At 66.3% G+C, this 25,038-nt stretch carries 21 protein-coding genes; 11 read left to right on the forward strand and 10 right to left on the reverse strand.

Annotation, left to right across the window (positions count from 1 at the left end; genetic code table 11):
• Nucleotides 1-14 precede the first annotated feature (14 nt).
• From menB to J7643_07980, 3 genes are read right to left on the reverse strand one after another with little or no spacing between them, the layout of a single operon-like run.
• Nucleotides 15-1,676: a 1,4-dihydroxy-2-naphthoyl-CoA synthase gene (gene menB / locus J7643_07970; GenBank protein MBO9540511.1), complete on the reverse strand. Its 1,662-nt coding sequence runs from the start codon at nt 1,674-1,676 to the stop codon at nt 15-17.
• Nucleotides 1,673-3,427 carry a 2-succinyl-5-enolpyruvyl-6-hydroxy-3-cyclohexene-1-carboxylic-acid synthase gene (gene menD / locus J7643_07975; protein MBO9540512.1) on the reverse strand — a complete coding sequence of 585 codons (1,755 nt, stop codon included), beginning with the start codon at nt 3,425-3,427 and terminating at the stop codon, nt 1,673-1,675. The genes menB and menD overlap by 4 nt, the downstream gene beginning before the upstream one ends.
• Nucleotides 3,424-4,818 (reverse strand): isochorismate synthase, encoded by a 1,395-nt coding sequence (locus J7643_07980; GenBank protein ID MBO9540513.1) that lies wholly within the window; start codon nt 4,816-4,818, stop codon nt 3,424-3,426. Before J7643_07980 ends, menD begins: the two co-directional genes overlap by 4 nt.
• A 160-nt stretch (nt 4,819-4,978) precedes the next feature.
• Between J7643_07980 and aroF the strand changes: the two genes are divergently transcribed.
• The 7 genes from aroF to J7643_08015 all read left to right on the forward strand — a co-directional run bounded on the left by aroF (nt 4,979) and on the right by J7643_08015 (nt 11,936).
• Nucleotides 4,979-5,959 carry a 3-deoxy-7-phosphoheptulonate synthase gene (gene aroF, locus J7643_07985; GenBank protein MBO9540514.1) on the forward strand — a complete coding sequence of 327 codons (981 nt, stop codon included), beginning with the start codon at nt 4,979-4,981 and terminating at the stop codon, nt 5,957-5,959.
• Nucleotides 5,956-6,966: a polyprenyl synthetase family protein gene (locus J7643_07990; GenBank protein MBO9540515.1), complete on the forward strand. Its 1,011-nt coding sequence runs from the start codon at nt 5,956-5,958 to the stop codon at nt 6,964-6,966. The genes aroF and J7643_07990 overlap by 4 nt, the downstream gene beginning before the upstream one ends.
• Nucleotides 6,956-7,669 carry a bifunctional demethylmenaquinone methyltransferase/2-methoxy-6-polyprenyl-1,4-benzoquinol methylase UbiE gene (gene ubiE, locus J7643_07995; GenBank protein MBO9540516.1) on the forward strand — a complete coding sequence of 238 codons (714 nt, stop codon included), beginning with the start codon at nt 6,956-6,958 and terminating at the stop codon, nt 7,667-7,669. The genes J7643_07990 and ubiE overlap by 11 nt, the downstream gene beginning before the upstream one ends.
• Before the next feature lie 302 nt (nt 7,670-7,971).
• Nucleotides 7,972-9,774 (forward strand): hypothetical protein, encoded by a 1,803-nt coding sequence (locus J7643_08000; GenBank protein MBO9540517.1) that lies wholly within the window; start codon nt 7,972-7,974, stop codon nt 9,772-9,774.
• Between the two features lie 214 nt (nt 9,775-9,988).
• A complete protein-coding gene (locus J7643_08005) occupies nt 9,989-10,651 on the forward strand; it encodes a carbonic anhydrase (GenBank protein MBO9540518.1) in 663 nt (220 codons plus the stop codon).
• A 33-nt stretch (nt 10,652-10,684) separates the two neighbouring features.
• Nucleotides 10,685-11,629 carry a sodium-dependent bicarbonate transport family permease gene (locus J7643_08010; GenBank protein MBO9540519.1) on the forward strand — a complete coding sequence of 315 codons (945 nt, stop codon included), beginning with the start codon at nt 10,685-10,687 and terminating at the stop codon, nt 11,627-11,629.
• Nucleotides 11,630-11,633: 4 nt separating this feature from the next.
• The gene (locus J7643_08015) at nt 11,634-11,936 is read left to right on the forward strand and encodes a transcriptional regulator (GenBank protein ID MBO9540520.1); all 303 of its coding nucleotides are present in this window, start codon (nt 11,634-11,636) and stop codon (nt 11,934-11,936) included.
• Between the two features lie 68 nt (nt 11,937-12,004).
• Here the strand turns inward: J7643_08015 and J7643_08020 are convergent, their stop codons facing one another.
• Entirely contained in the window at nt 12,005-12,697 is a 693-nt protein-coding gene (locus J7643_08020) for a ribonuclease D (protein ID MBO9540521.1), read from the reverse strand.
• Nucleotides 12,698-12,810: 113 nt separating this feature from the next.
• Between J7643_08020 and J7643_08025 the strand changes: the two genes are divergently transcribed.
• Both J7643_08025 and J7643_08030 read left to right on the forward strand, forming a co-directional pair.
• On the forward strand, nt 12,811-13,098 hold the full coding sequence (locus tag J7643_08025; GenBank protein ID MBO9540522.1) for a hypothetical protein: 288 nt from the start codon (nt 12,811-12,813) through the stop codon (nt 13,096-13,098).
• Between the two features lie 54 nt (nt 13,099-13,152).
• Nucleotides 13,153-13,482: a hypothetical protein gene (locus J7643_08030; protein ID MBO9540523.1), complete on the forward strand. Its 330-nt coding sequence runs from the start codon at nt 13,153-13,155 to the stop codon at nt 13,480-13,482.
• 54 nt (nt 13,483-13,536) lie between these two features.
• Here J7643_08030 and J7643_08035 read toward each other — a convergent pair whose 3' ends face one another.
• The 6 genes from J7643_08035 to rsmI all read right to left on the reverse strand — a co-directional run bounded on the left by J7643_08035 (nt 13,537) and on the right by rsmI (nt 22,668).
• Complete coding sequence (locus J7643_08035) at nt 13,537-15,984, reverse strand: ATP-dependent Clp protease ATP-binding subunit (GenBank protein MBO9540524.1); 2,448 nt, start codon at nt 15,982-15,984, stop codon at nt 13,537-13,539.
• A gap of 148 nt (nt 15,985-16,132) precedes the next feature.
• Entirely contained in the window at nt 16,133-16,453 is a 321-nt protein-coding gene (locus J7643_08040; protein MBO9540525.1) for a MerR family transcriptional regulator, read from the reverse strand.
• A 253-nt stretch (nt 16,454-16,706) separates the two neighbouring features.
• Nucleotides 16,707-18,110: a DUF4139 domain-containing protein gene (locus J7643_08045; protein MBO9540526.1), complete on the reverse strand. Its 1,404-nt coding sequence runs from the start codon at nt 18,108-18,110 to the stop codon at nt 16,707-16,709.
• A gap of 75 nt (nt 18,111-18,185) precedes the next feature.
• Nucleotides 18,186-18,911, reverse strand: a complete 726-nt coding sequence (locus J7643_08050) for a tetratricopeptide repeat protein (protein ID MBO9540527.1) — start codon at nt 18,909-18,911, stop codon at nt 18,186-18,188.
• A 77-nt stretch (nt 18,912-18,988) separates the two neighbouring features.
• A complete protein-coding gene (gene polA / locus J7643_08055) occupies nt 18,989-21,796 on the reverse strand; it encodes a DNA polymerase I (GenBank protein ID MBO9540528.1) in 2,808 nt (935 codons plus the stop codon).
• Nucleotides 21,793-22,668: a 16S rRNA (cytidine(1402)-2'-O)-methyltransferase gene (gene rsmI / locus J7643_08060; GenBank protein ID MBO9540529.1), complete on the reverse strand. Its 876-nt coding sequence runs from the start codon at nt 22,666-22,668 to the stop codon at nt 21,793-21,795. The genes polA and rsmI overlap by 4 nt, the downstream gene beginning before the upstream one ends.
• A 126-nt stretch (nt 22,669-22,794) precedes the next feature.
• On the opposite strand from rsmI, the gene J7643_08065 reads away from it, so the two are divergent.
• Together J7643_08065 and J7643_08070 are read left to right on the forward strand one after the other, a co-directional pair.
• The gene (locus tag J7643_08065; protein MBO9540530.1) at nt 22,795-23,730 is read left to right on the forward strand and encodes a chemotaxis protein CheV; all 936 of its coding nucleotides are present in this window, start codon (nt 22,795-22,797) and stop codon (nt 23,728-23,730) included.
• 136 nt (nt 23,731-23,866) lie between these two features.
• Nucleotides 23,867-24,901, forward strand: a complete 1,035-nt coding sequence (locus J7643_08070; GenBank protein MBO9540531.1) for a hypothetical protein — start codon at nt 23,867-23,869, stop codon at nt 24,899-24,901.
• Nucleotides 24,902-25,038 lie beyond the last annotated feature (137 nt).

The following is a 25,038-nucleotide window of genomic DNA, read 5'->3' on the forward strand; positions in this document are numbered from 1 at the left end:
GTGTTCCTTACGGCTTACGGACGGCGGGGGAAACGGGAGAAGTTGGGCTTGCGCTTCTCGACGTAGGCGTTGCGGCCCTCCTGGGCTTCCTCCGACATGTAGTAGAGCAGGGTGGCGTTGCCGGCGAGCTCCTGCACGCCCACCTGGCCGTCGATCCCCGCGTTGAACGAGGACTTGAGCAGGCGCAGCGCGAGCGGGCTGTGCTCGAGGATCTGGCGGCACCACGCGACGGTCTCGGCTTCGAGCTCGGCGAGCGGCACGATCTTGTTGATCAGGCCCATGTCGAGGGCTTCCTCGGCGTCGTACTGGCGGCACAGGAACCAGATCTCGCGGGCCTTCTTCTGGCCGACGATGTCCGCCAGGTAGCTCGCGCCGAAGCCGCCGTCGAAGCTGCCGACGCGGGGGCCGGTCTGGCCGAAGCGGGCGTTGTCGGCAGCGATCGTCAGGTCGCAAACCAGGTGCAGGACGTGGCCGCCACCGACGGCGTAGCCCGCGACCATGGCGATGACGGGCTTGGGCATCGAGCGGATCTGCTTCTGGAGGTCGAGGACGTTGAGGCGGGGCACGCCGTCGAAGCCGACGTAGCCCTCGTTGCCGCGGATGCGCTGGTCACCGCCCGAGCAGAAGGCGAGGGGACCTTCGCCGGTCAGGATGATGACGCCGACTTCCGGATCTTCGCGCGCGTCGGTGAAGGCGGCGGTCATCTCCATCAGGGTCTGCGGGCGGAAGGCGTTGCGGACCTCGGGGCGGTTGATGGTGATCTTGGCGATCCCCTCGGCCTTCTCGTAGCGGATGTCGGTGAAGTCCTGGACGCTCTTCCAGGCCGGCAGGGCGACGTCGATCATGGGTGGCTCCTTATCGGTGAGAAACGAGGATATGAGTGAAACCAGCGCCTCCGGGCGCTCGAATGGAACAGCGTGGCCCGCCTCGGGCACGACCGAGAGGCGGGAATCCGGGATGCGCCCTTGCATGAGCCGGGCGATCGCCTGAAACTTTTCATCCTGTTCGCCGACCACGAGCAGGGTCGGCACGGTGAGGGTGTCGAGCCGGTCGTGCAGGGACGGCTGGCTGCCCGTGCCCACGACGGCGAGGGAAGCGGCCAGGCCATGAGGCGCCTGCTCCATGCGCTGAGCGTGCAGAGCAGCCCGGGTCTCTGGGGCAAGCGATGCCATAGAAGCAAAGAGGGGCAGCGCGGACCAGCGCTCGATGAAGCGCTCGATCCCTTCTTCCACGATCGCGGTGGCGAGGGCCGCGTCGGAGGCCCGTCGGGCCTCGCGATCACTCGACGTTTCAAGGCCCGGTGAGGCGCCGACGAGCACCAAGCGCTCGACGAGATCGGGCCGGCGCAGGGCGAGCGCAAGGGCGAGGCGGCCGCCCATCGAGTAACCGACGAGCGTCACGGGGCCGCGCCCCAGCGCATCGAGCAAGGCGCCGAGCGCATTGACCACCCGCTCGAAGGTCCAGCTCTCGATGGGCGCCGCAAAGGCGGTGCCGCCGTGGCCGGGCAGGTCGGGGGCGATGCAGGCGTAGCGCATCGAAAGGGTGCTTGCGATCGCTTCCCAGGCCCGCGCGTCCCAGGTGAAGCCGTGCAGGAAGACCACCGTCTCGCCGGCCGCTTCGTTCCAGCCCCGGACGCGCCAGCGCAGGCCGCCGGCCTCGACCCAGCGTGCGTTCATCGCACGCTTTCCCTCAAGGTGAGGGCCGCTTCGGCGGCATCGGTCGCTCGCTTCATGAGGGCCTGGTAGGCGAGGGCCTCGTCGGTGCGGGCGGTGGGCACTTCTACGATGCTCGGGCGGCCGCTCGCGATCGCAAGGGCGACCTGAGAAGCCACTTCGTCGGGGGTGGCGGCGACGAAGTGCGAGAGGCCGAAGAGCGTCGCCGCATCCCCGAAGCGCAAGCCGTGGGGCGTGCCGAAGTACGGCTCGAAGACCTCGGGGAAGCCCGAGATGGGCAGGTGCGAGAAGATGGCCCCGCCGTCGTTGTTGAGCACCAGTGCCACGAAGGGGGCCTTGAGGTGGCGCGTGGCGAGCAGCCCGCCCAGGTCGTGCAGGAAGGCCAGATCACCCGTGACGAGCAGGGTGGGGCGATCCAGGCCCATCGCCGCCCCGAGAGCGGTCGAAGTGATGCCATCGATGCCGTTCGCCCCGCGGCTGACCAGCACTTGAAGCCCGGCAGGGCCCTGGCCGCACAGCGCATCGGCGTAGCGGATGGACATGCTGTTCGAGAGGAAGACCCCGCTGCCTTCGGGCAGGGCCTGAATGGCCTCGCGCACGGCGAGCGCCTCGGTGGCATCGGTCGCCTGCTCGAAGATCGCCGCCACCGCTCGGTTCGCAGCGAGCAGCTGCTCGCCCCAGCGGGTCGGGGACTTGGGAGCGAGGGTGTTCGTCAGGGTGTCGAGCATGGCCTCGACGTCACCCGTGATCGTCAGGTGCGCGAGCGCTTCGGGATCGCGCCTCGCAAGGTCGGGCTGCAAGAGGGCGAGCCATGGCTGATGGCGTTCGAGCCACTTGTTGAGGGTGGCCGAGGTCGGCAGCCCCCCCAAGCGGAGGACGACATCCGGGCCGTTCTCGGCGATCGCAGGGGCGCGCAGCAGCGCCTCGGGATGGCCGACGACCAGACCCTCGGCATCCGGGTGGAAGCGCAGGCCCGAGGCCACGTCCGCAATGATGGGGAAGCCCGCGAGGCGCGCAAGTGCGAAGACCTTCTCGGGAGCCGTGGCGTCGAGCGCGGGGCCCGCGACGATCACGCCGCGCTCGGCTTTCGCCAGTCGCGCGGCGAGGGGCGCGAGCGCCGCCGGGTCTAAGCCGGGAGTGGGCGCAACGAGCGTGCTGACGTGCGCGAGGGCCTCCTCGGCGAGGGTGGCAAAGGTCGGGTCCTCGGTGGGGATGGGCGGCAAGGGGTCGGCGAAGGGTACGTTGAGGTGTACCGGCCCGATGGGGGCCGCCAGGGCGATCTGAGCGGCCTGGCTAGCACTCGCGCAGAGCCGGCGCAGCGCGGCGGGGCTCGCAACGGGCAGGGCCGTCTCGGCGAAGTGCCGGACGTGCGAGCCGAAGAGGCGCACCTGGTCGATGGTCTGGGAGGCGCCGGTGTTGCGCAATTCGGGTGGGCGGTCGGCGCTCAGGACGATCAGGGGCACGCCTGCGAGCGACGCCTCGATGATCGCCGGGTAGTAGTTGGCCGCGGCCGTGCCCGAGGTGCAGACGAGCGCAACCGGGCGGCGGGTGGCCTTGGCGAGGCCCAGGGCGAAGAAGCCCGCTGCGCGCTCGTCGATGTGAACCGTGGTGCGCAGGTCCTCGTGGACGTGGGCCGCGTAGGCGAGTGGCGTGGAGCGCGAGCCGGGGGTGACGCAGACGTCGCGGACACCCGAGCGGTGCAGGGCGCCCATCAGGATCTGGGCCCAGAGCGCGTTGAGGTTGGGGGCGGTCATTCGGAGCGACCCTCCAGGATCGAGAGGATGCCCGAGGCCTTGCGCTCGGTCTCCTCGAATTCGGCATCGGGGTCGGAGCCTGGGACGATGCCGCAACCGGTGATGGCGATCGCCCCACCCGGGTGGAGGATCGCCGAGCGAATCCCTACGGCGAAGTCGCAAGCGTCGGCACCGACCCAGCCGACGGCTCCAGCGTACCAGCCCCGCACCCGATCCTCCAGGCGTCTGACCGACTGGCGGGCCGCCTCGCGCGGGGTGCCGCAGACCGCAGGCGTCGGGTAGAGGGCCGCGAGCACGTCTTGCAGGCTCGTGTCGGGCTTGAGTTCGCCCGAGATGGGGGTGTAGAGGTGTTGCACCGTGGGGGTGCGAAGGATGGTCGGCGTCTCGGCGACCTGGAGCGAGCGGCAAAGAGGGCTCAGGCCCTCCTGGATGAAGCGCACGACGAAGTCGTGCTCTCGGCGCTCCTTGTCGTCTTCGAGCATTGCAGCGGCCAGGAGCTGGTCCTCGACTTCGTCCATTCCCCGGCGGCGAGTGCCTGCAAGGCCGTCGGCCATGACGCGGTCGCCCGTGATGGAGACCAGGCGCTCGGGGGTGGCCCCGAGGAAGGCGGCATCCGGGTCGAAGCGGAAGCAGAAGCGGTGGCCGGGCGCCGTCGCAGGGAAGCGGGCGAGTACCGTCCAGGGATCGAGCGCTTCGGTCGCACGCAGGCGGATCTCGCGCGAGAGCACCACCTTGGGGATCGCATCGGCCTGGGAAAGGGCCGCTCGGATGGCCTCGGCCCAGCGCTCGCGATCGCCAGGCTCAGGAAGGCGTTCAGCCCTCAGGTGCGTCGCTTCGAGGGTGGCGGCCTGTCGGGCCCAGTCTTCGAGGCGATCGCGCAGGACCGAAAAGCGCTTTTCGAGCTTCTCGGAGGTTTCGTCCGCCACGGCGCGCACCAGCGCGATCACGTGGGCGACGCCGGGGGTGTCCGCGTCCCAGCGCAAGGTCACCTCGGGCAGGACGAAGCGCGCGGGCAAGCCAGCGGGCCATGCCGGATGAACGGGGGAGGAAGGGTCGAAGGCGATCCCGCCGAAGTAGCGCAGCGCGGGGTGGGCGAAGGCCGCCAGGCGCGCGCGGCACAGGTCGGGGGCCGAAAGGGCGCCGTCGGGGGTGGTGGTACTCACTTCGTCGGCGGCGCCCAGCCCCAGCCAGGTCTCGCTCGAGGCCGCGTCCACCCAGCCGACCTGAGGCCCCATGGCCGCCACGCGGGCGAGGGCGAAGGGGTCTTGCGCCTCGAGCCGGAATTCATAGGCGACGAGGTGCTCAAACCCTGACCGTTCGACCGCTTCGAGGAGCATGGGAGTGTCGAGCGGTCGAATGGACGAAAGATTCGGTTTGCTCCCGGTCTGCAAACGGGGCCTCCTCTTCGCTTCGCGGGGGTTTGCGCTCGTTCCATCATTGCATAGTTTTCGATTTTCAAAAAGATTTGAAGGCTCTGAAGGGGTGTGCTAGAATCCGGGGGTAATGGGCAACCTACCTAGGATTCGCCCGCACATTCACAGGAGGGCGCCCGTGCTCATCACGCTTTCAGACCGCACGGAAGCTGCAAGAATCCAAGGCTGGCTCATTCGCGAGGGTCATGCCAACCGAAAGCTCGACGATGGGCGCCTGATCCTCGTCGATGACCCCTTCGTCCCGCACCGGGTCCGCGAGGCCCTCCAGCGCGACGCCGCGGTGGCTTCCATCGAGCTCACGCGCAGCGAGCCCCGCCTGGTGATGCGCCACAGCGATGCGGATGCGGCCTGGCCCTTCCCCGGTCCCATGCCGGACGTGGTCGCCGGCCCCTGCTCCATCGAGAGCCGCGCGGTGGCCGACGAGGTCGCCCACTTCCTCTCCACCCTGTCGATCAGCTGGATGCGCGGTGGCACCCACAAGGTCCGCACCTCGCCCTACGAGTTCCAGGGGGCGGGTCTCAAGGCGGCCGAATGGCTGCGCGAGGCTTGCGATCGCTACAACCTGCGGGCCATCAGCGAGGTCATCGACACCCCCGACATGGAAGCGGTGGCGAGCCTGCTCGACGTCATCCAGATCGGCGCGCGCCAGATGCACAACCCGCAGTTCCTGCAGAAGGTCGCGCGGCTCGGCAAGCCGGTCCTGCTCAAGCGCGGGCTCTCGGCGACCCCTGCCGAGTGGCTCTGGGCGGGCGAGTACCTGCTCGAAGCGGGGGCGCCCTTCGTCGCCTTCTGCGAGCGCGGCATCCGCACCCCCTCGCCCCTCAAGCGCTTCACCCTCGATCTCCAGGCCATCCCCTTCATCAAGGAGATGACCCCCTTCCCCATCTTCATCGATCCGAGCCACGCGGCGGGGTCTTCCCCGTACGTGAAGCCGCTCGCGCTCGGCGCCATGGCTGCCGGCGCGCACGGCTTGCTCGTCGAATGCCATCCCGATCCCGCCTGCGCGCGCAGCGACGCGACCCAGGCCCTCGACTTCGCGGCGATGACGGACCTGGTCCGGCAGGTGCGCCGCCTCAACCTCCAGGAGGTAACCGTATGATCTCGCAGACTGCCGAGGTTCGCCGCAAGACCTTCCGCGAGAGCCTCCTCGACACCGTCCAGTCCAAGAACGAGGTCCTCTTCAAGGCTGCCGCCCACCTCCTCGAGGTCGAGGGCAAGTCCATCCGGCCCCGCTGCGCTCGCCTGATTGGCGAGGCGGCCAATCCGGACGCGCCCTTGACCGACGCTCACGAGCGCCTCGCCGAGGCGGTCGAGATGCTGCATGTGGGCTCGCTCATCCACGACGACATCCTGGACGAGGCCGAGCTGCGCCGTAGCGTGACCTCGGTCCACGTCAAGTACGGCGCCAAGGCGGCCGTGCTTGCCGGTGACTTCTTGCTCGCCCGCTCTTGCGGCCTCATCGCCTCCCTGGGCCACCACCGCCTCAACCAGCGGATGGCCGAGGTGCTCGCGGGCCTCTGCGAGGGCGAGTACGTTCAGGACGAGCAGCTCTGGAACCTGGACGTGACGGTCGAGGCTTACCTTGAGCGGATGGCCCTCAAGACCTCGGGCCCCTTCGAGCTCGCCTGCGAGGGCGCGGCCCTCTTGAGTGGCCAGCGCGACGAGGTGGTGCAGGCCGCCCGCCGCTTCGGCTACCACCTGGGGCTGCTCTTCCAGATGTTCGACGATCTGCTCGACTACGCGAGCTCGGCCGAAGTGGCGGGCAAGCCCGTCGGTCAGGACCTGCTCGCGGGCTCGTTGACCCTGCCGGTGATCGTGGCCCTCGAAGACCCCACCGTCGGGCCCGTCATGCGCCGGATGCTCACGCCCTTCCCCCAGGAGATCCACCAGGAGCTCAAGGAGCTGCTGTTCAGCCCCGAGGTCTTCAAGAAGTCGCTCGCGCGCCTCGAAGCCGAGGCCCGGACGGCGCGCGCCTGCCTGGACCTCTTCCCCGAGAGCGCTTCCAAGGACCAGCTCTTCGAGTACCTGGACAAGCTGAGCGACCAGGCACGCAGCCTCTCGCCCGAGGCCGCCCTGCCCACCCTCGGAGCCGCCCATGTCGTTTAACCTCCCGAGCCTCGAAGACAAGCCCACCTACGTCCGCGGGATGTTCGACCGGATCGCGGCCAACTACGACCTGATCAACCGCCTCATGACCGGCGGCCGCGACACGGCGTGGAAGCGGAGCGTCTTGCGCCTCGCCGAGCCCAAGGCCGGCGGTCAGTACCTCGATCTCTGCACGGGCACCGGGGATATCGCCTTCTTGCTGGCTGACATCGCCGGGAGCACGGGCAGCGTCAAGGCCCTCGACTTCTCGGAGGGCATGCTGGAGGTGGCGCGTCAGCGCCCCTGGAGCGGTCCTGCCATTACCTGGATCCAGGGGGATGCGTGCGACCTGCCGTTCGAGGATGGTAGCTTCGATGCGGTCACGGTGGGCTACGGCCTGCGCAACGTGCAGCCGCTCGAGAAGGCCCTGAGCGAGATCCACCGCGTCCTCAAGCCGGGCGGCCGCTTCGTCTCCCTCGAACTCGGCAAGCCGAAGGTCAAGGTCGTGCGCTGGGGAGCCGAGCTGTACGAGTACCGGATCGTGCCCGCCATCGGGAGCCTGGTCTCGGGCGATCGCGACGCCTACCGCTACCTGCCCCATTCCAACCGCAGCTTCCCCGACCAGCGCGAGCTGGCCGAGCGCCTGCGGGCCCTGGGCTTCAAGGACGTGAAGGTGCACGACCGGATGCTCGGCGCAGTCGCCATCGTCGCTGGCACCCGCTAACCCGTCTTTTTCCCATCAAAGCGATCGCCCCAGTCATTTCCGACTGGGGCGATTTCCATTCGGGCCTGATAGACCGCGCAATCTTATCAATAGAACATCAAGCCGCGCGAACGACGAGCCTGTCGCCGTGTGGCTTGTCTTGAGTGCCTTATGGCGTTTTTTGTCATGCCTGTTCCGCACACCGCTTTACATTTCGGCTGCGGGGTGCGGAGAGTCGGGTAATTTTTACGGATTTGGACATTAATGAATATTTCTAGGTTAACTTCAGGAGTTCCACTCGTCAGAAGAGAAAATGGAGCATCATGAAGACCCTGAGCGAAAAATATCGCATCAATGATACAAACCTTGCCCTGCGACGAACCTTTCTCGGGCTCGGCGACGAGGAGCGTCAGACCCTGGCAGCGCTTGCCGGCTGGGCCGAGCGCGTGGTCGAGGCGATCGCGCGCGAATTCTACGATCACCAGTTCGCCTTCTCGGCGACCCGCGCCTTCTTCGAGGCACACGCCAGCAAGAAAGGTGTGTCCTTGCAGCAACTGCGCGCCCACCTGGAGCGGGCGCAGGCGGGTTACTTGCGCGAGATCTTCCAGGAGGCCGCATCGGGCGGCAACTATGGCAGTACTTACTTCGAGCGCCGTCTACGCGTGGGCAAGCTCCACAACACCATCAACCTGCCCCTCAAGTGGTACCTCGGCGCGTATCCTCTCTACCAGGACCTGTTCCGCAAGTATCTGAAGCGCGCCTTCCTGCTGAGGCCGGGCATGCGCACGAAGGCCGAACGTGCCATCTTCGCCGTCTTCAATTTCGACATGCAGGCCGTGTGCGACGCCTTCTTCTACGACTACCTCGAGTCGGTCGGGCTCGATCTCTCGCAGATCACGATCGCGCACGCCGACCGGGACCTCTCGGATTACTACGACCAGCTCAAGACCGTCGTGGCCGCCTCGCTCGGCGAGTCGATCAGGACCAGCCGGGTAGTGGACGAGAGCAGCGTCGCCATCTCCAACGATACCGAGCAGGTGCGCGAGGCCGTGCTCGATATCGTTGCGGGCGTGCGCAAGGTCGCTCAGCGCGCCCAGGAAGTCGCCCAGAACGTGGACGACGCGTCGGGGTCGGTGGCGCAGATGTCCAATCGCCTGGGCCAGGTCAGCCAGGATACCGAGCGCCTCGACCAGGCCGTCGCCGAGACCTCGGCCTCCATCGAGGAGATGAGCGCGAGCATCCAGCAGGTGGCGGGCAACGTCACCGAGGCCCACCAGTTCACGGAGCGGGCGGCCAAGGCGGCCGAAGAGGGCAAGCGCTCGGTCGAGGCGACCGTCCTGGGCATGGAGCAGATCAACCGCACCATCCACGAGGTGGTGAGCGCCATCGAGCAGCTGGGCCAGAGCTCCGCCGAGATCGGGGCCATCGTCGAGACCATCGACGACATCGCCGAGCAGACCAACCTCCTGGCCCTCAACGCGGCGATCGAGGCGGCAAGGGCCGGTGAACACGGCCGGGGCTTCGCGGTCGTCGCCGACGAGGTCCGCAAGCTCGCCGAGCGCTCCACCATCGCCACCGGCGAGATCGCCAGCCTCATCAAGGGCATCCAGGCCAAGACCACCCAGGCGGTCGCCTCGACCCAGGAAGGCGAGCACGTCATCCACGAGGAGGCGCGGCTCGTTCGCCAGGCGGGAGAGGCCCTCACGGCGATGGTGGAATCGGTCGGTCAGGTCCGCTCCTTGATGAGCGAGGTCACCGGCGCGATCCACGCCCAGGCCCTCGCAGCCGAGCAGATCAACCTCGCCGCCCAGGCCATGAGCGCCATCACCCGCGACGTGGCCGTGGCCATCGATGACCAGGTCCAGGGCTCGGGCCTCATCCTTCGTGCCTGCCAGGCCGTGGGTCAGCGCACCCACGAGGTCTCGGAAGCGACTCAGGTCCAGCTCAGCCTGGGCGAAAAGGTGGTCGGCTCGATCGATCGTCTCTCCACCATGGCCGAGGCCCTCACGGGCCAGGCCCGTGGCTTGCGCGAAAGCCTTTCCGGCTTCAACGAGATGGAAGCGGCAAATGAGCGCTCGGCCATGACGCGCCAGGAGCCGCGCGCCCTCCTCACCAGCGGACGTTGAGCCAGCCCCGCGGGGCGATGGCGAAAGGGGCTGCAGCATGCGTGCTGCAGCCCCTTTCCGCTTCGATGCCTTCGAACACGAGGAGCGGGGGCCCCTTGCGACCCGGGGGCCGGTCGGGTTAAGGTGGACCGTTCGACTCTCTTTGCTAGGCGAGGGTTAGATTGCCATGCGAGCCGCGTATATAAACTTGCAGACGCATTCGGAGTTCTTCAGGTTGAAGTTAGTCAAAACGCTGTTGCCCTTGTTCACGGTCTTGAGCCTCGCCCCCATCGCATCGGCCGCGCCTTCGGGCCCGGTTTCGAGCGGGGATGAGGCTCTTACCATCTTGATGGCCGGCAACAAGCGTTATCTTACAGAAACGTTCAGGCATTCCGGGCACGGGACGCAGCGCCGCGGCGAAATCGCCAAGGTCCAGCATCCCGTCGCGCTCGTGCTGGGGTGCGCTGATTCGAGAGTGCCGCCCGAGCTGGTCTTCGACCAAGGCTTGGGGGACCTCTTCACGGTGCGCGTGGCAGGTAACGTGGCGGATGCATCGGTGCTCGGCAGCATCGAGTACGCCGTGGGCCACCTCGACGTGCCGTTGGTGATGGTGCTCGGCCATGAGCATTGCGGAATGGTCGAGGCCACCCTCAAGGGAGGCCAGGCGGAGGGACACCTCCAGCATCTGGCGGAGGCGATCCGACCTGCCCTCGTGTCGGTCGACAAGCGAACAGGCGATGTCCTCGACGCTGCCGTCCGGGCAAACGTCCGGTATGTGGTGCAGCAGCTCAAGGTCTCGAAACCACTCTTGGCAGACCGGATCAAGGCCGGGAAGCTCAAAGTGGTCGGCGCCCGCTACGACCTGGACACGGGGGAGGTGGAGTTGCTTTCTCCTTGAAATTGGCAGAAATGGAAGGGAACCACATAGTCAATGCATGATCCAATCATCCTATTCTTCATCTTCGGCCTCGTTGCCGGCCTGCTGCGCACGGAGTTGAAGCTCCCCTCGGCGATCTACGAGTTCGCGAGCATGCTCCTGCTGCTCTCCATCGGCCTCAGAGGCGGGGCCGAGCTCGCCAAGCTGCCGTTGCTCCACGTGCTGCCGCAGATGGTGGCCGTCGTGGCCATGGGCTGCGCCCTGCCGATGGTCGGTTTCCTCGTGCTGCGCTACCTGGGCCGCTTCAAGCGCGCGGATGCCGCCGCCATCTCGGCCCACTACGGCTCGGTGAGCGTCGGGACCTTCGCCGTGGCCGTCGCCTACTTCGGGGCGCGCCACATCCCCTTCGAGGAGCACATTTCCCTCCTCTTGGTCCTGCTGGAAGTGCCCGCCATCCTGATGGGGATCCTCCTGGCGCGCGGCCTGTCCAAGGAGACGCGCTGGGGTCAGGTCTTGAACGAGGTGTTCCTCGGCAAGGGTATCGTGCTCTTGATCGGCGGCGTCCTCATCGGCTGGGCGGCCGGTACCGACGGGCTGGTGCCGATCAAGCCTATGTTCTTCGACCTGTTCAAAGGCTTCCTTGCCATCTTCCTGCTCGAGATGGGCTTGATCGCTTCGCGGCAGGTCGGGGCGCTGCGCCATCATGGCCTGTTCCTGCTCGGCTTCGGCGTGCTGATGCCGCTCTTCTCCGCCTTGGTGGGCACCGGGCTGGGGCTGGCACTGGGCTTCTCGGTCGGCGGCACCGCCATGCTGGCCACGCTCGCGGCGAGCGCTTCGTACATCGCCGTGCCGGCAGCCATGCGCATCTCGGTCCCCGAGGCCAATCCGACCCTGTCGCTGACCGCTTCGCTGGGGATCACCTTCCCGTTCAACATCCTGGCGGGCATTCCGCTGTATCACATGATCGCCGAGAAGGCGCACACGCTCATTGGAGGCTGAACCAATGAACCCTAACAGACGCAAGCTCCTGACCATCATCACCGAAGCCGTCCTCGAGGAGTCCCTGATCCGCGAGATCGTTCGCCTGGGGGCCCACGGCTACACCGTGACCGATGCCCGCGGCAAGGGCGATCGCGGCGTGCGTAGCGCCAGCTGGGAGGCCAGTAGCAACATCCGCATCGAGGTGGTCTGCACGGCCGAGATGGCCGAGGCGATCGGGGCGCTGCTCAAGAAGAACTACTACGAGAACTACGCCATGATCGTGTTCGTGACCGAGGTCGACGTCATGAGGCCCGAGAAGTTCTGACGCTCGCAGCGCGAGGGGTGTGAACGGTTCACCGTTCACACCCCTCGTTCGTTTTTGCGGCTTTGGCCTTAGTGCTCGAACAGGTTCTCCCAGCCCTGGAGATCCAGCTGGATCAGGGTCGGCAGGTGCTGCATGCAGGCGAGCGCAAGGTCCATGCGGCCTTCGCGCACCAGCATGGCGTCCAGCTTTTCCTTGAGGGGGATCAGGTAGCGCACGTCGTTGGCCGAGTAGGCGAGCTGCGCGGGGCTGAGGTCGTCGGCGCCCCAGTAGCTGGTCTGGACGGACTTGTCCAGCTCGACGCCCAGGAGGTCCTTGGTCAGGTCCTTGAGGCCGTGCTTGCCCGAGAAGGTCCGGGCGATCTTGCTGGCGACCTTGGTGCAGTAGACGTGGGTGATCTTGGCCCCCAGGTGGTGCCGGAGCATGGCCAGGTCGAAGCGGGCGAAGTGGAAGAGCTTGAGCGGCCGCTCGGCTTCGAGCAGCTTGACCAGGAGGGGCATGTCGTAGGAGCTCACCTGGAGGACCGTGGTGAGGCCGTCCTCATTGCACAGCTGGATCAGGCAGAGCCGGTCGCGGTGGGGGTTGAGGCCGGTGGTTTCGGTGTCGGCGCAGAGGTAGGCGCTCTTGGCGTAGGCTTCGAAGAGCTCGGGGGTCAGATCCCCTTTGATGAGGTGGACGTCGGCGGGGGCTTTCACGGGGTCTCCTTCGCGATCGGGTTGGGGGCTTGCTCCATGATAGCCCGTTTGCTCGCGAAACGTGAGCATCGGCACGCCGGGTACGCGACCTCCCTCACGGGCCACAGGTTGCTTGTTTGATAGGGTATAGTAATCCCATCAGGGCCCGCCACGCGCAGGGCCGCTCATTGCCAGGAGGATCCATGTCAGAAGCCGAGCCTATCGCTCCCCTCGATGCCCTCCAGGACGAGGAGCTGGACCAGGTTGCCGGCGGCACGACCCTTGCTGTTGCGCTCGATCCCGCCCAGTTCAAGCCCCCGGTGTCCGCGCCCACCGGCTTCGTGACGGCCCTGCCGCAGGCCCCGACGGTCTATACCCCCGTTCCTGTGGTGATTCCGGGGACCTTTGTCCAGGTGAGCCCGCCTTCCGGGCTTCCCAGCCAGTTGGGCCCCAGGCCGCTGCCGGGCACCCTACCGTTTGTCTGCGAGTGAGATGTCCTCGCGAGCATACGCGCACTTCGCAACCATCACAGAAAGGAACCCGCCTTGTCTCACGATAACTTCGTCTTCCCGTCCCTCGAAGAAATGGAACTCACCGACGAGGAGCTGGATCTCGTCTCCGGCGCCGGCATCGATTTGGCCGCATTCGCCGGCATGGACCTGGAGACGGCCCTGCTATCCGTCCAGTCCCAGCGGGCCAAGTTGATCGATTCCCAGCTCCAGAGCTTGCAGGGTGCTGCTCAGAGCGGCAACCAGATGGACATGCTCCGCCTCCAGTCGCTCACCAACAAGCGCAACGAGGCTTTCGACCTTATGACCAACTTCATCAAGAAGATGGCGGACAGCCGTAGCAGCATCCTCGGCAACATGCGCTGAGCCCAAAAGCAAGTCCCCCCGGCGGATTCCGCCGGGGGGACTTGCGTTTTGGGCTTACGCCTCGGAACCGACCGGCTCCTTGGCCTCAGTGTGGGTGAAGACGACCTTCTCGCCGTTCCAGTCGGCGGTGATGACGCCGGACTTGGGCAGGGCACCGCCCAGGATCTCCTCGGCGAGGGGATCCTCGATCAGGCGCTGGATGCTGCGGCGCAAAGGACGCGCGCCGTAGCTCGGCGAGTAGCCCTCTTCGCACAGCTTGTCCTTGAGCGCGTCGGTGACGTCGAGGTCGAACTCGTTCTCCTTCATGCGCTGGCGGACTTCCTTGAGCATGACGTGGACGATCTGGCCGATCTCTTCCTTGGTCAGCGGGTGGAAGACGACGATCTCGTCGATGCGGTTGAGGAACTCGGGACGGAAGGCCTGCTTGAGCTCCTCCATCACGACGTCCTTCATCTTGCGATAGCGCCCGTCGTCGCCGCCGGTCTGGAAGCCCAGGCTGCCGCCCTTCTCCAGCGCGCGCGCACCGATGTTGGAGGTCAGGATGATGATGGTGTTCTTGAAGTCCACCACCCGGCCCTTGGCATCGGTCAAACGGCCGTCCTCCAGGATCTGGAGCAGGATGTTGAAGGCGTCGGGGTGAGCCTTCTCGACCTCGTCGAAGAGCACGACCGAGTAGGGCTTGCGGCGCACGGCCTCGGTCAGCTGACCGCCCTCGTTGTACCCGACGTAGCCGGGGGGCGAGCCGATCATCTTGGAGACCGCGTGCTTCTCCATGTACTCGGACATGTCGACCCGGATGAGGTTCTCTTCCTGGCCGAAGAAGAAGCCCGCGAGCGCCTTGGCGAGCTCGGTCTTACCGACGCCCGTGGGGCCCGAGAAGATGAACGAGCCGATGGGACGCTTGGGGTTCTTGAGGCCGACGCGCGCACGGCGCACCGCCCGCGAGATCATGTGGATGGCGTCCTGCTGGCCGATGACGCGCTCGTGGAGGACTTCCTCCATCTTGAGCAGCCGCTCGGTCTCGCCTTCGGTCATCTTGCTGACGGGGATGCCCGTCCAGCTGGCGACGATCTCGGCGATCTCCTCGGTGCCGACCGAGGGGGTCGCGCCCTGGCCCTTGTCGCTGCGCCAGTCGGCTGCGATCTCGCGGATCTTCTCGCGGACCGCCTGCTCCTGGTCGCGGAGCTGGGAGGCCTTCTCGAACTCCTGAGCCCGGATTGCGGCTTCCTTCTCCTTGGTGAACTGGCGAAGCTCCTTCTCGAGCTCCTTGGCCGCGGGGGGCAGGCTGCTCGAGCGCAGGCGCACGCGGCTCGCGGCCTCGTCCATCAGGTCGATGGCCTTGTCCGGCAGGAACCGATCCGAGATGTAGCGATCCGAGAACTTCGCGGCCGAGACCAGCGCGTCGTCGGTGATCTGGAGGCGGTGGTGTGCCTCGTAGCGCTCGCGCAGGCCGCGCAGGATCTCGATGGTCTCGTCGACCGAGGGCTCACCGACCATGACCGGCTGGAAGCGGCGCTCGAGGGCCGCGTCGCGCTCGATGTGCTTGCGGTACTCGTCGAGGGTGGTCGCGCCGATGCACTGCAGCTCGCCGCGGGCGAGCGCGGGCTTGAGGATGTTGGCGGCGTCCACCGCCCCCTCGGCCGCACCGGCGCCGATCAGGGTGTGCAGCTCATCGATGACCAGGATGATGTTCTGGGCGCTGCGGATCTCTTCCATGATCTTCTTGAGGCGCTCTTCGAACTCGCCGCGGTACTTGGTGCCCGCGACCAGCGACCCGATGTCGAGGGTCACGACGCGCTTCTCGGCCAGGATCTCGGGGACCTCGCTGTTGGCGATGCGAAGGGCCAGGCCCTCGGCGATGGCGGTCTTACCGACGCCAGGCTCGCCGATGAGCACCGGGTTGTTCTTGGTGCGGCGGCCCAGGATCTGGATGACGCGCTCGATTTCCTTCTCGCGGCCGACGACCGGGTCGAGGCGGTGCTCTTCGGCCATCTGGGTGAGGTTGGAGCCGAACTCGTCGAGGGTGGGCGTCTTGGAACGGTGTTGGCCGGTGCCGGGGGTCGCGGCGCTCTCGCCGAGCATGCGGATGACGTTGGAGCGGACGCGCGAAAGGTCGACGCCCAGGTTCTCCAGGACGCGGACGGCCACGCCCTCGCCCTCGCGGATCAGGCCCAAGAGCAGGTGCTCGGTACCGATGTAGTTGTGGCCGAGCTGGCGGGCTTCATCCCAGGAGAGCTCGAGGACGCGCTTGGCGCGGGGGGTGAAGGGGATCTCCACCGCCACGAAGCCGGAGCCGCGGCCGATGATCTTCTCGACCTCGATCCGCGCGTCCTTCAGGCTGACGCCCATGCTCTTGAGGGTCTTGGCGGCCACCCCGGTGCCCTCGCCAATCAACCCAAGAAGGATTTGCTCGGTGCCGACGAAGTTGTGACCCAGGCGCCGGGCTTCTTCCTGCGCCAGCATGATCACCTTGATGGCTTTCTCAGTAAATCTTTCGAACATTTCGCACCTTCTTCAATCCTAACTTGGTGTCGGGTTTGGTGGCATCTTACCACAGCCGATGACACCCGCCAATGCGCTACGGAAAGCGAAAAAACGCAGTCGTGACAACTCTTTCAGGCTTTTGACACGGGCCGAACCGGCGACTCGGCTACTCCCCAAGGTGATCCTTGAGCTTGGCCTTGATCGAGCGGATTTCGTGCTCGCGCCCTTTCTTTAGCTGCTCCAGCTCCCCAATTCGTTGCTTGATCTCTGCAATCTCTGCCTCCTTTTGCGCTTTGAGCTGATCCAGGTCGTTTTGCAACCGGATGATCCGCTCGACCCCCGCGAGGTTGATTCCGAGCTCCTGCGTCAACTTCTGGATGTAGATCAGGCGCTCGATATCAGCTTCGGAGTACAGGCGATTCTTCCCCTGGCGCTTGGGGCTCACGAGCCCCCGCCGCTCGTAAAGGCGGAGCGTCTGGGGATGCATCTTCACCAACTCCGCGGCCACGCTGATGATGTAGAGTGGCCGGTCTTTCGATGAATGCTCGTAGCCCACATCGGTCCTCCTTCAGAATCGAGATCTCTATTCCCGGAGAGAAGACTTGCCTAACCCATTATAAAGACGCTTGCGGTTTGGCATGGAATGTTATGTTAACACACGGGGCCATGAGCCGCCTTCCCCGCCCCCGAGCAGGCGGTGCCCTTGCGCACGCGCCGTCGGAGACGGGGAATTGGAGGGCTTAGTATTTAGTGCGGACGGTATAGGTCACCTTCGTGACGGAGCGAGCAGGGACCTGCACGCCGAACTCGACGGTGCCTGCGTCGAGCTTCGAGTAGCCCTGGGAGGCCTGGGTGATGGTCCAGTCGCCGCCGAGCTTCTCGGTGGCGAGGATCGTCACGGGCTGGTCCTTGCGGTTGCGCAGCTCGATCTCGTAGCTGGACTCGACCAGGCGATCGCCCAGGACCTTGTAGCTGGTCTGCTTGCGCTCGCCCACCAGGTCGAAGGCCTGTCCCGCCTTGAACTTGAGCTTCTCGTCGCGCGGGGTGTGGTCGATGCTATCCTCGCCCACGAACTGCAGGCGCTTGTCCGCGTCCTGCTGGTAGATGCGCACGACGCCCTTGGGCAGGGGCATGCCCAGCTTGTCCTGCTTGCTGTTGGTCATCTCCAGGTAGACGTTGACCTTCTGGCTGGTGCGATCGCGGGTCTGAATCCAGATGGGGGCCGAGGGGGCCTCGAACCGGTAGACCTTGCGGGTGGGGATATCGGCCGCCGAGAGCAGGCTGACCTGCTTGGTCTGGCGGTCCTTGAGGGTGGTTGCGCGGTTGAGCTGGTAGGAGTGGTACTCGAAGAGGGCACGCTCGGCGAATTGGTCGCTCGGGGCCTCGGCCTTCATGGCCCGCATGCGGTCTTCCATGTAGGTGGGCTGGGGCCGGACGCGGTTCACGTCGCCCGCCACCAGGGTGAGCTTGGCGTTGTCGTAGGAGGCGCCGCTCTGGTTGTCCAGGGTGACCCAGCCGTTCAGGTTCGACTTGCCCTGGTCCTCGGAAACCACCAGCACGTAGTCGCTGCGCCACGAGAGGCCGCGGGTCAGGTACGAGGTCTCGGTCTGCTGCTCGCCCGTGGCCCGGTCGTTCTGCAGCAGCCACTTGAGGGTGGGACGCGCGACCAGGTTGGCGGGCACCTGGGGCAGGACGACCTTGCCGGGCGGCTGGAGGTAGATCTTGTCGCCGATGCGGTAGATCTGACCGTCGTTGGTGCTGAGGAGAGTCGCCTTGCTCACGGTGTTGTCGGCGTGGATCTCGACGTCCTTGCCGATGTACTTCTCGAGCAGCTTGTCGGGGGTGAGCAGGTCGTACTCGTAGTTCTGCTCCAGGACCTTGAGGTCCTGCGGGGCGCTGAGCGAGCGCAGGGAGACGGTCGTCGGGTCGATGCCCGAGGCCACGTCCGCATACTGCAGCTCGCGCTGGCCCTTTTCGAGCTTGATGGTGCGCACTTCGCGCACCAGGCCCAGGTTGTCGTTGTAGACGGTCAGGGCTACCTCTTTGCGGTCCTGTACGGTGCTCTCCTCGGCCCAGGCGGGGGCGGCGGCGCCCACCACCAGGGAGAGTGCGAGCAGGCCTTTGGTCAGTTTCGAATTCGTCATCGGTGATTACCTCCAAGCAACCGACGAAAGAGGCGGCCCGAAGGTTCCCTCCGGGCCGCCATATCGCTTGCTTTTTTACTTGAGCTTCGCGATCACGTCCGCGAAGGTCTTCTGAGAAGCGGGGATGCTGGCGAAGTCCTTGACGAAGCGTTCGCCCTCTTCCTTCGCCGACGGGCTGTTGATCTGGAACAGGCCGCGGACGTAATTGCCGCGGATGACCCAGTCGTCCGAGTCCATCTTGACGGCCTTGGCGAGCATCTCGGTGCCCTTCTTGGCGTCACCGCCGACCATGCCGGGCGCCTCCAGGAAATAGCGGCCGAGAGCATACCGGGCGCGGGCATTGTCCGGGTCGATCTCGACGCCCTTCTCGAGCTGCTTGCGCACCCCGAGGCCGTACTTCATCATCGCCATCATGCCCTCGCGCTTGGACTTGAGGCCCTGAGCGCCGCCAAGCACCACGTACACCTCGGAGCGGTAATAGGCCGAAGCGTCCTTGGCGCCGGGATGCTTCTCGAGCTTCTCGCAGAGGTCCATGGCCTCGTTGTAGCGCTCGAGCATGAGGAGGGCGTGGGCGATCATCACCTGGGCGGCGAAGTCGTTCTCCTTGATCGCGAGGCTCTTCTTGTAATAAGAGAGCGCGTCCTCGTATTCGCCCCGTGCATCGTGCTGACGGCCCTTGGCCATCATGGCATCGAAGTCGCTGGCGGCGGCGATCTGGTAGGGAGCAGGGGGAGCCGCATGCGCCGCCACCGGCGTCATCACGGCCAGACCCAACAGGGCGCCCAAGAGAAGTTTCTGCACGAGACGTCCTCCTTTGTTCAACAAACGTGAATGCGTTGGGGTCATTCTGCGGCCACGCTCGCCCGATGGCAAGAGGGCTACTTGGCCTCCATCCAGCTGGGCCCGACCGAGAGCTCGACCTTGAGGGGCACGGCGAGCTGCGGATAGGCGCTCTCCATGGTCTCGCGGACCAGGGCGCTGACCGCTTCGACTTCGGCCTTGGGCACTTCGAGCACCAGTTCGTCGTGGACCTGGAGGATCATGTGGGCCTTGAAGCCGCCTTCTTTCAGCGCGCGGTGGAGGCGGATCATGGCGATCTTGATGATATCGGCGGCCGTCCCCTGGATGGGCGAGTTGACCGAGGTGCGCTCGCCGAAGTCCTTGAGCCGGCGGTCGTTGAGCTCGGGGATGTAGCGTCGGCGACCGAGAAGGGTCTCGGCGTAGCCCCGGCGCTTGACCCTGGCGACGGCCTCGATGGTGTAGTGGCGGATCTTGGGGTAGTGGTCCCAGAAGGCGTCGATGAAGGCCTTGGCCTCGCCCATGGGGATGCCGAGCACCTTGGCAAGGCTGAAGGCTCCCTGGCCGTAGATGGTGGCGAAGTTCACGGTCTTGGCCATGCGGCGCTGGTCCTTGGTGACCTCTTCGAGGGGGACCTTGAAGATCTGCGAGGCGGTCAGGGCGTGGATGTCCTCGTCCTTGCGGAAGGCCTCGATGAAGACTGGTTCATCGGCGATGTGGGCCAAAAGGCGCAGCTCGATCTGAGAGTAGTCGGCCGCCATGATGACCACGTCGGGAGCCGAGGGCACAAAGGCCCCACGGATCTCGCGGCCCTCGGCGGTCCGGATGGGGATGTTCTGGAGGTTGGGCTTCTCGGACGAGAGGCGGCCGGTGGCGGCCACCGTCTGGTTGTACGAGGTGTGGATCTTGCCGGTGCGGGGGTTGACCAGCTCGGGCAAGCTGTCGATGTAGGTGCCCTTGAGCTTGGTGAGCTGACGGAACTCGAGGATCTTGGCGACCACCTCGTGCTGGCTCGAGAGCTCTTCGAGCACGCTCGCGTCCGTCGAGGGCTCCTTCTTGGGAGTGCGCTTGAGCACGGGCAGCTGGAGCTTGTCGAAGAGGATGACGGCGAGCTGCTTGGGGCTGTTGATGTTGAACTCGGTGCCCGCCAGGGTGTGGATCTCGGCTTCGAGCTCCTTGAGGCGGTTGCCGAAGACGTGCGACATCTGCGCGAGGTAGCCCGTGTTGATGGTGACGCCGTACTGCTCCACGTCGGCGAGCACCTCGATGAGGGGTAGCTCCAGGTCGTTGAAGAGGCTGGTGAGGTTGCCCTCTTGGAGCTTGGCCTCGAGGCCCGCGACCAGCTCCAGGGAGACGGCCGCGTCGGCCGCGGCGTAGGGGGCCGCCTGCTCGACGCTCACCTTGTCCATGGTGATGGCCTTGGCGCCGGTGCCGATCAGCTCCGAGATGGGGGTCATGCGGTAGCCGAGCACGTCCCAAGCCATGTCCTTGAGACCGTGGGGGTGGTTGGTGTCCACCAGGTAGTCCGCCACCATGGAGTCGAAGCGCAGGCCCTGCACCTTGATGCCGTAGGCCGACAGGACGTTGATGTCGTACTTGGCGTTGTGGGCCGTCTTGGCGATCGCGGGATTCTCGAAGAAGGGCTTGAGGGCCGCGACCACGTCCTGCAAGGGGAGCTGCTCGCCCTCCAGGTGCCCGACGGGCAGGTAGTAGCTCTCGGCCTCGGTCGCCACCGGCGCGCCGAAGGCCAGCGAGATGCCGACCAGCTTTGCCGCGAGCGGGTCGAGGCTGTCGGTTTCGGTGTCGAAGGCGACGAGGGTCTGCTTCTCAAGCGAAGCCGTGAGGGCTTCGAGCTGCTCGCGGCGCTGCACGACCGTCATCTTGAGGTCGAGCGCGCGCTCGTGGGTCTCGGCGGCCACGGCAGCCCCCACGTCCTCGGCCCGCGCGCCGCCCGTGAAGTCGGCAAGGATCTTGGGCAGGTCGCGCACGATCGACTTGAACTCCAGGTCGGTCAGGCACTGGATCAGGTTCGTGAGGTCGGGAAGCCGCATCTCGCAGTGCTCCCAGTCGAAGCCCGCGATGGGCACCTGGGTGTCGATGGTCGCGAGGCGCAGGCTCTGGCGGGCGGACTCGACGTTCTCGGCGAGCTTCTGGCGAAGCTTGGCGTTGTCGAGCTTGTCCAGGTTCGCCAGCAGGTTCTCGACGGTCTCGAACTCGGCCAGGAGCTTCTTGGCGGTCTTATCGCCGATGCCCTGGACCCCCTTGATGTTGTCCGAGGCATCGCCCGCGAGGCCCTTGTACTCGATGATCTGGAAGGGCTTGAGGCCGTCGAACTCCTCGGCGACCCGGGCCTCGTCCACGCGGATCAGCTCGGAGCCGCTCTTGGCCCACAGGATGTTGATGTGACCGTCGACCAGCTGGAAGGCGTCGCGATCGCCCGTGACGATGAGGACGTCGTACCCCTTGGCGGCGGCCGCCTTGGAGATGGTGCCGATCACGTCGTCGGCCTCGTAGCCGTCCAGCTCGTAGATGGGCAGGTCGAAGGCGCGCACCACTTTGCGGATCACGTCCATCTGGACGATCAGGTCGTCCGGCATGGGCTTGCGGTGCGCCTTGTAGTCTTCGGACTCCTGGTGACGGAAGGTCGGGGCCTTGCGGTCGAAGGCGACGGCCATCAGGTCGGGCTTGTGCTTGCCGATCACGTCCAGGATGGTCTTGGTGAAGCCGTAGACCGCCCAGGTGGGCACCCCGTCGCGCGTGGCGAGGCCCATGCGCATCAGGGCGAAGTGAGCGCGGTACGCGATGGCATGGCCGTCGATGAGCACCAGACGGCGCCGAGCGCCCTCGGTGGGGGCTTGTGCGGCGACGGCGAGCGGGGTTGCGGTCATGATTCCTCCGAGTGGTCGTGGGCCGAGAGGGCGAGGGCGCGCTGGTAGGCGTCCCGCTTGGGGACACCCAGCTCGCGCGCGATTTGCTTGCTTGCGTCTTGCTTGCTCATCCCCTGCGCGAGCAGAGCCAAGAGGCGCGTGTCCAGATCCGCCTCGGGGGCGGGCGCGGCCTCGTCGGTGCAGCCACCCACGACGAGGGTGATCTCGCCGCGGGGCGCGTGGGCCTTGAAGTGGGCGATCGTCGTTTCGAGGGTGCCGCGCACGACCTCCTCGAAGGCCTTGGTCAATTCGCGGGCGACGGCGACGGGGCGATCGCTCCCGAAGGCCGCGGCCAGATCCTCGAGGGTATCGAGCAGGCGATGGGGGCCCTCGTAGAAGACCAGGGTGCGCGGCTCGGCGGCGAGGGTGCGCAGCAGGCGCCGGCGCTGCTTGCCTTCACGGGGCAAGAAGCCCTCGAACACCCAGCGATCGGTGGGCAGGCCCGAGACCACGAGCCCCGCCACGGCCGCCACCGGGCCCGGGATGGGCACCACCGGGATCCCCTCGCGGATGGCCGCCTGGATCACGGCCTCCCCCGGATCGGAGATCCCCGGCATGCCGGCGTCCGAGACGAGCGCCACGTTCTGGCCGGACAGGAGGCGCGCGATGAGGCGCGGGGCCTGACCGGCCTCGTTGTGCTCATGGTAGCTCACGGTCGGCGTCTCGATGGAGAAGCGCGAGAGGAGCTTGGCGATCTGGCGGGTGTCTTCGGCGGCGATCACGTCCGCGTCCCGCAGGGTATCGAGCATGCGGACGGTCACGTCCGACAGGTTCCCGATGGGGGTGCCGCAGACGTAGAGCGTGCCGGTCGTAATGGGGTCTGTGGGCGTCATTCCCTGATTCTATCATCTTCCCGAAAGCTTCACCGTCTTCGGTAGTTTCCGCGCTCGTCTTCCGGGGAATTTTCATGGTGCAATTGGAAGCGGCCGAACAAGCGGCCACCACGGGCAGGAGGATGCATGAGCTACAAGGGCGAGATTCTACTGGATGCCGGGACCAACGAGCTCGAAGTGGTCGAGTTCATGCTGCACAGCCCGACGGCGAGCGACGCGGGGGCGATGGGCTACTTCGGCATCAACGTGGCCAAGGTCAAAGAGATCGTGACCATGCCCGTTCCGCTCGAGATTCCGATGACCCACCCGGCGGTCGCAGGGGCCATGAGCCTGCGCGGCCAGGTCATCACCCTGATCGACCTGGCCAAGTGGCTGGGGCTGCCCTCGACGATCACCAAGAAGACCCGGGTCATCGTCACCGAGTTCAACGGGGCCGTCACCGGCTTCATCGTCTCGAGCGTCTCACGGATCCACCGCATCTCGTGGAGCCAGGTGGTGCCGCCTCCCTCGACGGCGTCCATGGGCATGAGCGATAGCCTGACGGCGGTCGTCAAGCTGGACGAGCGGGTTCTCTTGCTGCTCGACTTCGAGGCCATCCTCGCCGAGCTCAACCCGAACATCAGCCTCAGCGCTCGCGCCGGCAGCATCAAAAGCGCCGAGGAGCGCGAGGGGCGCCTGATCCTGATAGCCGAGGACTCGGGCGCCATCCGGCGGATCATCGTCAACTCGCTGAAGACTGCGGGCTACGAGGTCGTGGCCTGCGAGAACGGCGAGGAGGCTTGGAACTGGCTGAACGACCGCGTAGGGGCGGGCGAGCCCTTGCCTGACCTCCTCATCTCGGACATCGAGATGCCCCAGATCGACGGCCTGCACCTGCTCTCCCGGATCAAGGCCACCGACGGCCTCAAGCAGCTGCCGGTCGTCATGTTCTCGTCGCTCGGCAACGACTCGAACCGCGAGAAGGCGATCAAGCTGGGGGCCAAGGACCTCATCCTCAAGCCCGACCTGCCGCACCTGGTGGAGCTGGTGGACGCCACCGTTCTGGATACCGTCCTCGCCTGAGCCGCCTACCCTTCGCAACCGCCTCCCCGCTCGGGGAGGCGGTTTTTTTACGCAAGTATTAGCGGGCTTTTTACGATAAGATAACCTAAGCACAACCATTGGGCGATCGAAGGTCGATTGCCGGAGGAGAGGATCCATGAGGCGGCACGCGCTGGGATGGTTATTGGGGGCGAGCTTGTGCCTGGTGGCATGCGGGACGACCGACGACCTGTACCCGACCGTTCCGGACGATCCCTACCCGAGCGACGTCTACACCTTCCCGGGCGACGACGATTACCCCAATCCGAGCGCTACTTCGAGCGCCACCCCGGCGCCGGTCGAGGGGGAATCCCCCTCGGGCAACGGCAGCGTCCTGCCCAATGATTTCTACCGCTACATCGGCGAGCGCCCCTTCGTGAAATCGCTCTACCAGCCGCGGGCCCTGGCGGCCTTCGGCAACGACGTGCTGGTGGCGGACGGCAATCGTACCGACCCGATGGGCGCCTACGGGGCCCTCTTCCAGTTCGATGCCGACGGCTCGGACGCTGCGCTGCCAATCGGCTCGCCGTACCTCACCCTCAACGGCACGGGCGGCCGCCTTGCGGCCAGCGTCAAGGGGGTCGCGGTCTCGCCCCAGGTGGTCTACGCCCTCGACGACAACGGCGTCTACGGCTTCATGCGCGACTCCCATCACGCCGTGAACCTGGGGGCGCCCTACGCCTCGACCGGCCGGGACATCGTGGCCGCGAAGGATACCGTCTACGTGGCCCGCGACGCCCAGATCAGCGCCTATTCCGTCGTCAACTTCGCGCCCATCGCCTCGTTGAGCGTGAACGTGGCGGCGCGGGGAGTGGGGAGCGATGCGACCGGGCGCCTCTACGCGGCCACCTCGGCAGGCGTCGTGCGCTACGACGAGGGCCAAGAGGCGCTGGTCTTCGACGGGCGCGGCGCCGACCGTCAGGGCCCCGGCTTCGACTCGGTGCGGGACGTGGCCGTGGACCCGCGCAACGGCGACATTTACGCCCTGGACGTGCAGGCCGTCCTGCGCTTCGATTCGAGCGGGCGCTTCCTCAGCCGCTTCGGCACCACCCTGATCCAGGGCGGTTCGAGCATCGCGGTGGCGGAGAACGGCACGGTCTTCGTGCTCGACGCCGCGACCAACAAAGTTCTCCAGTTCAAGCAAAGCCCTTGAGCCACCCGGCGGAGGCCGGACGCAGCGGGGATTCTGGAAGGGGGAGGCAGGCACTCGGGTTTTCGAGGAAGCTTGCCTCCCCTTTCCATTTCGCTTCTTGTTCGTTAAGATATTGTCAATAAAATTTTCAACAGGTG

It is taken from the genome of bacterium (genome assembly GCA_017744355.1).
Taxonomy (GTDB): Bacteria; Cyanobacteriota; Sericytochromatia; order S15B-MN24; family UBA4093; genus JAGIBK01.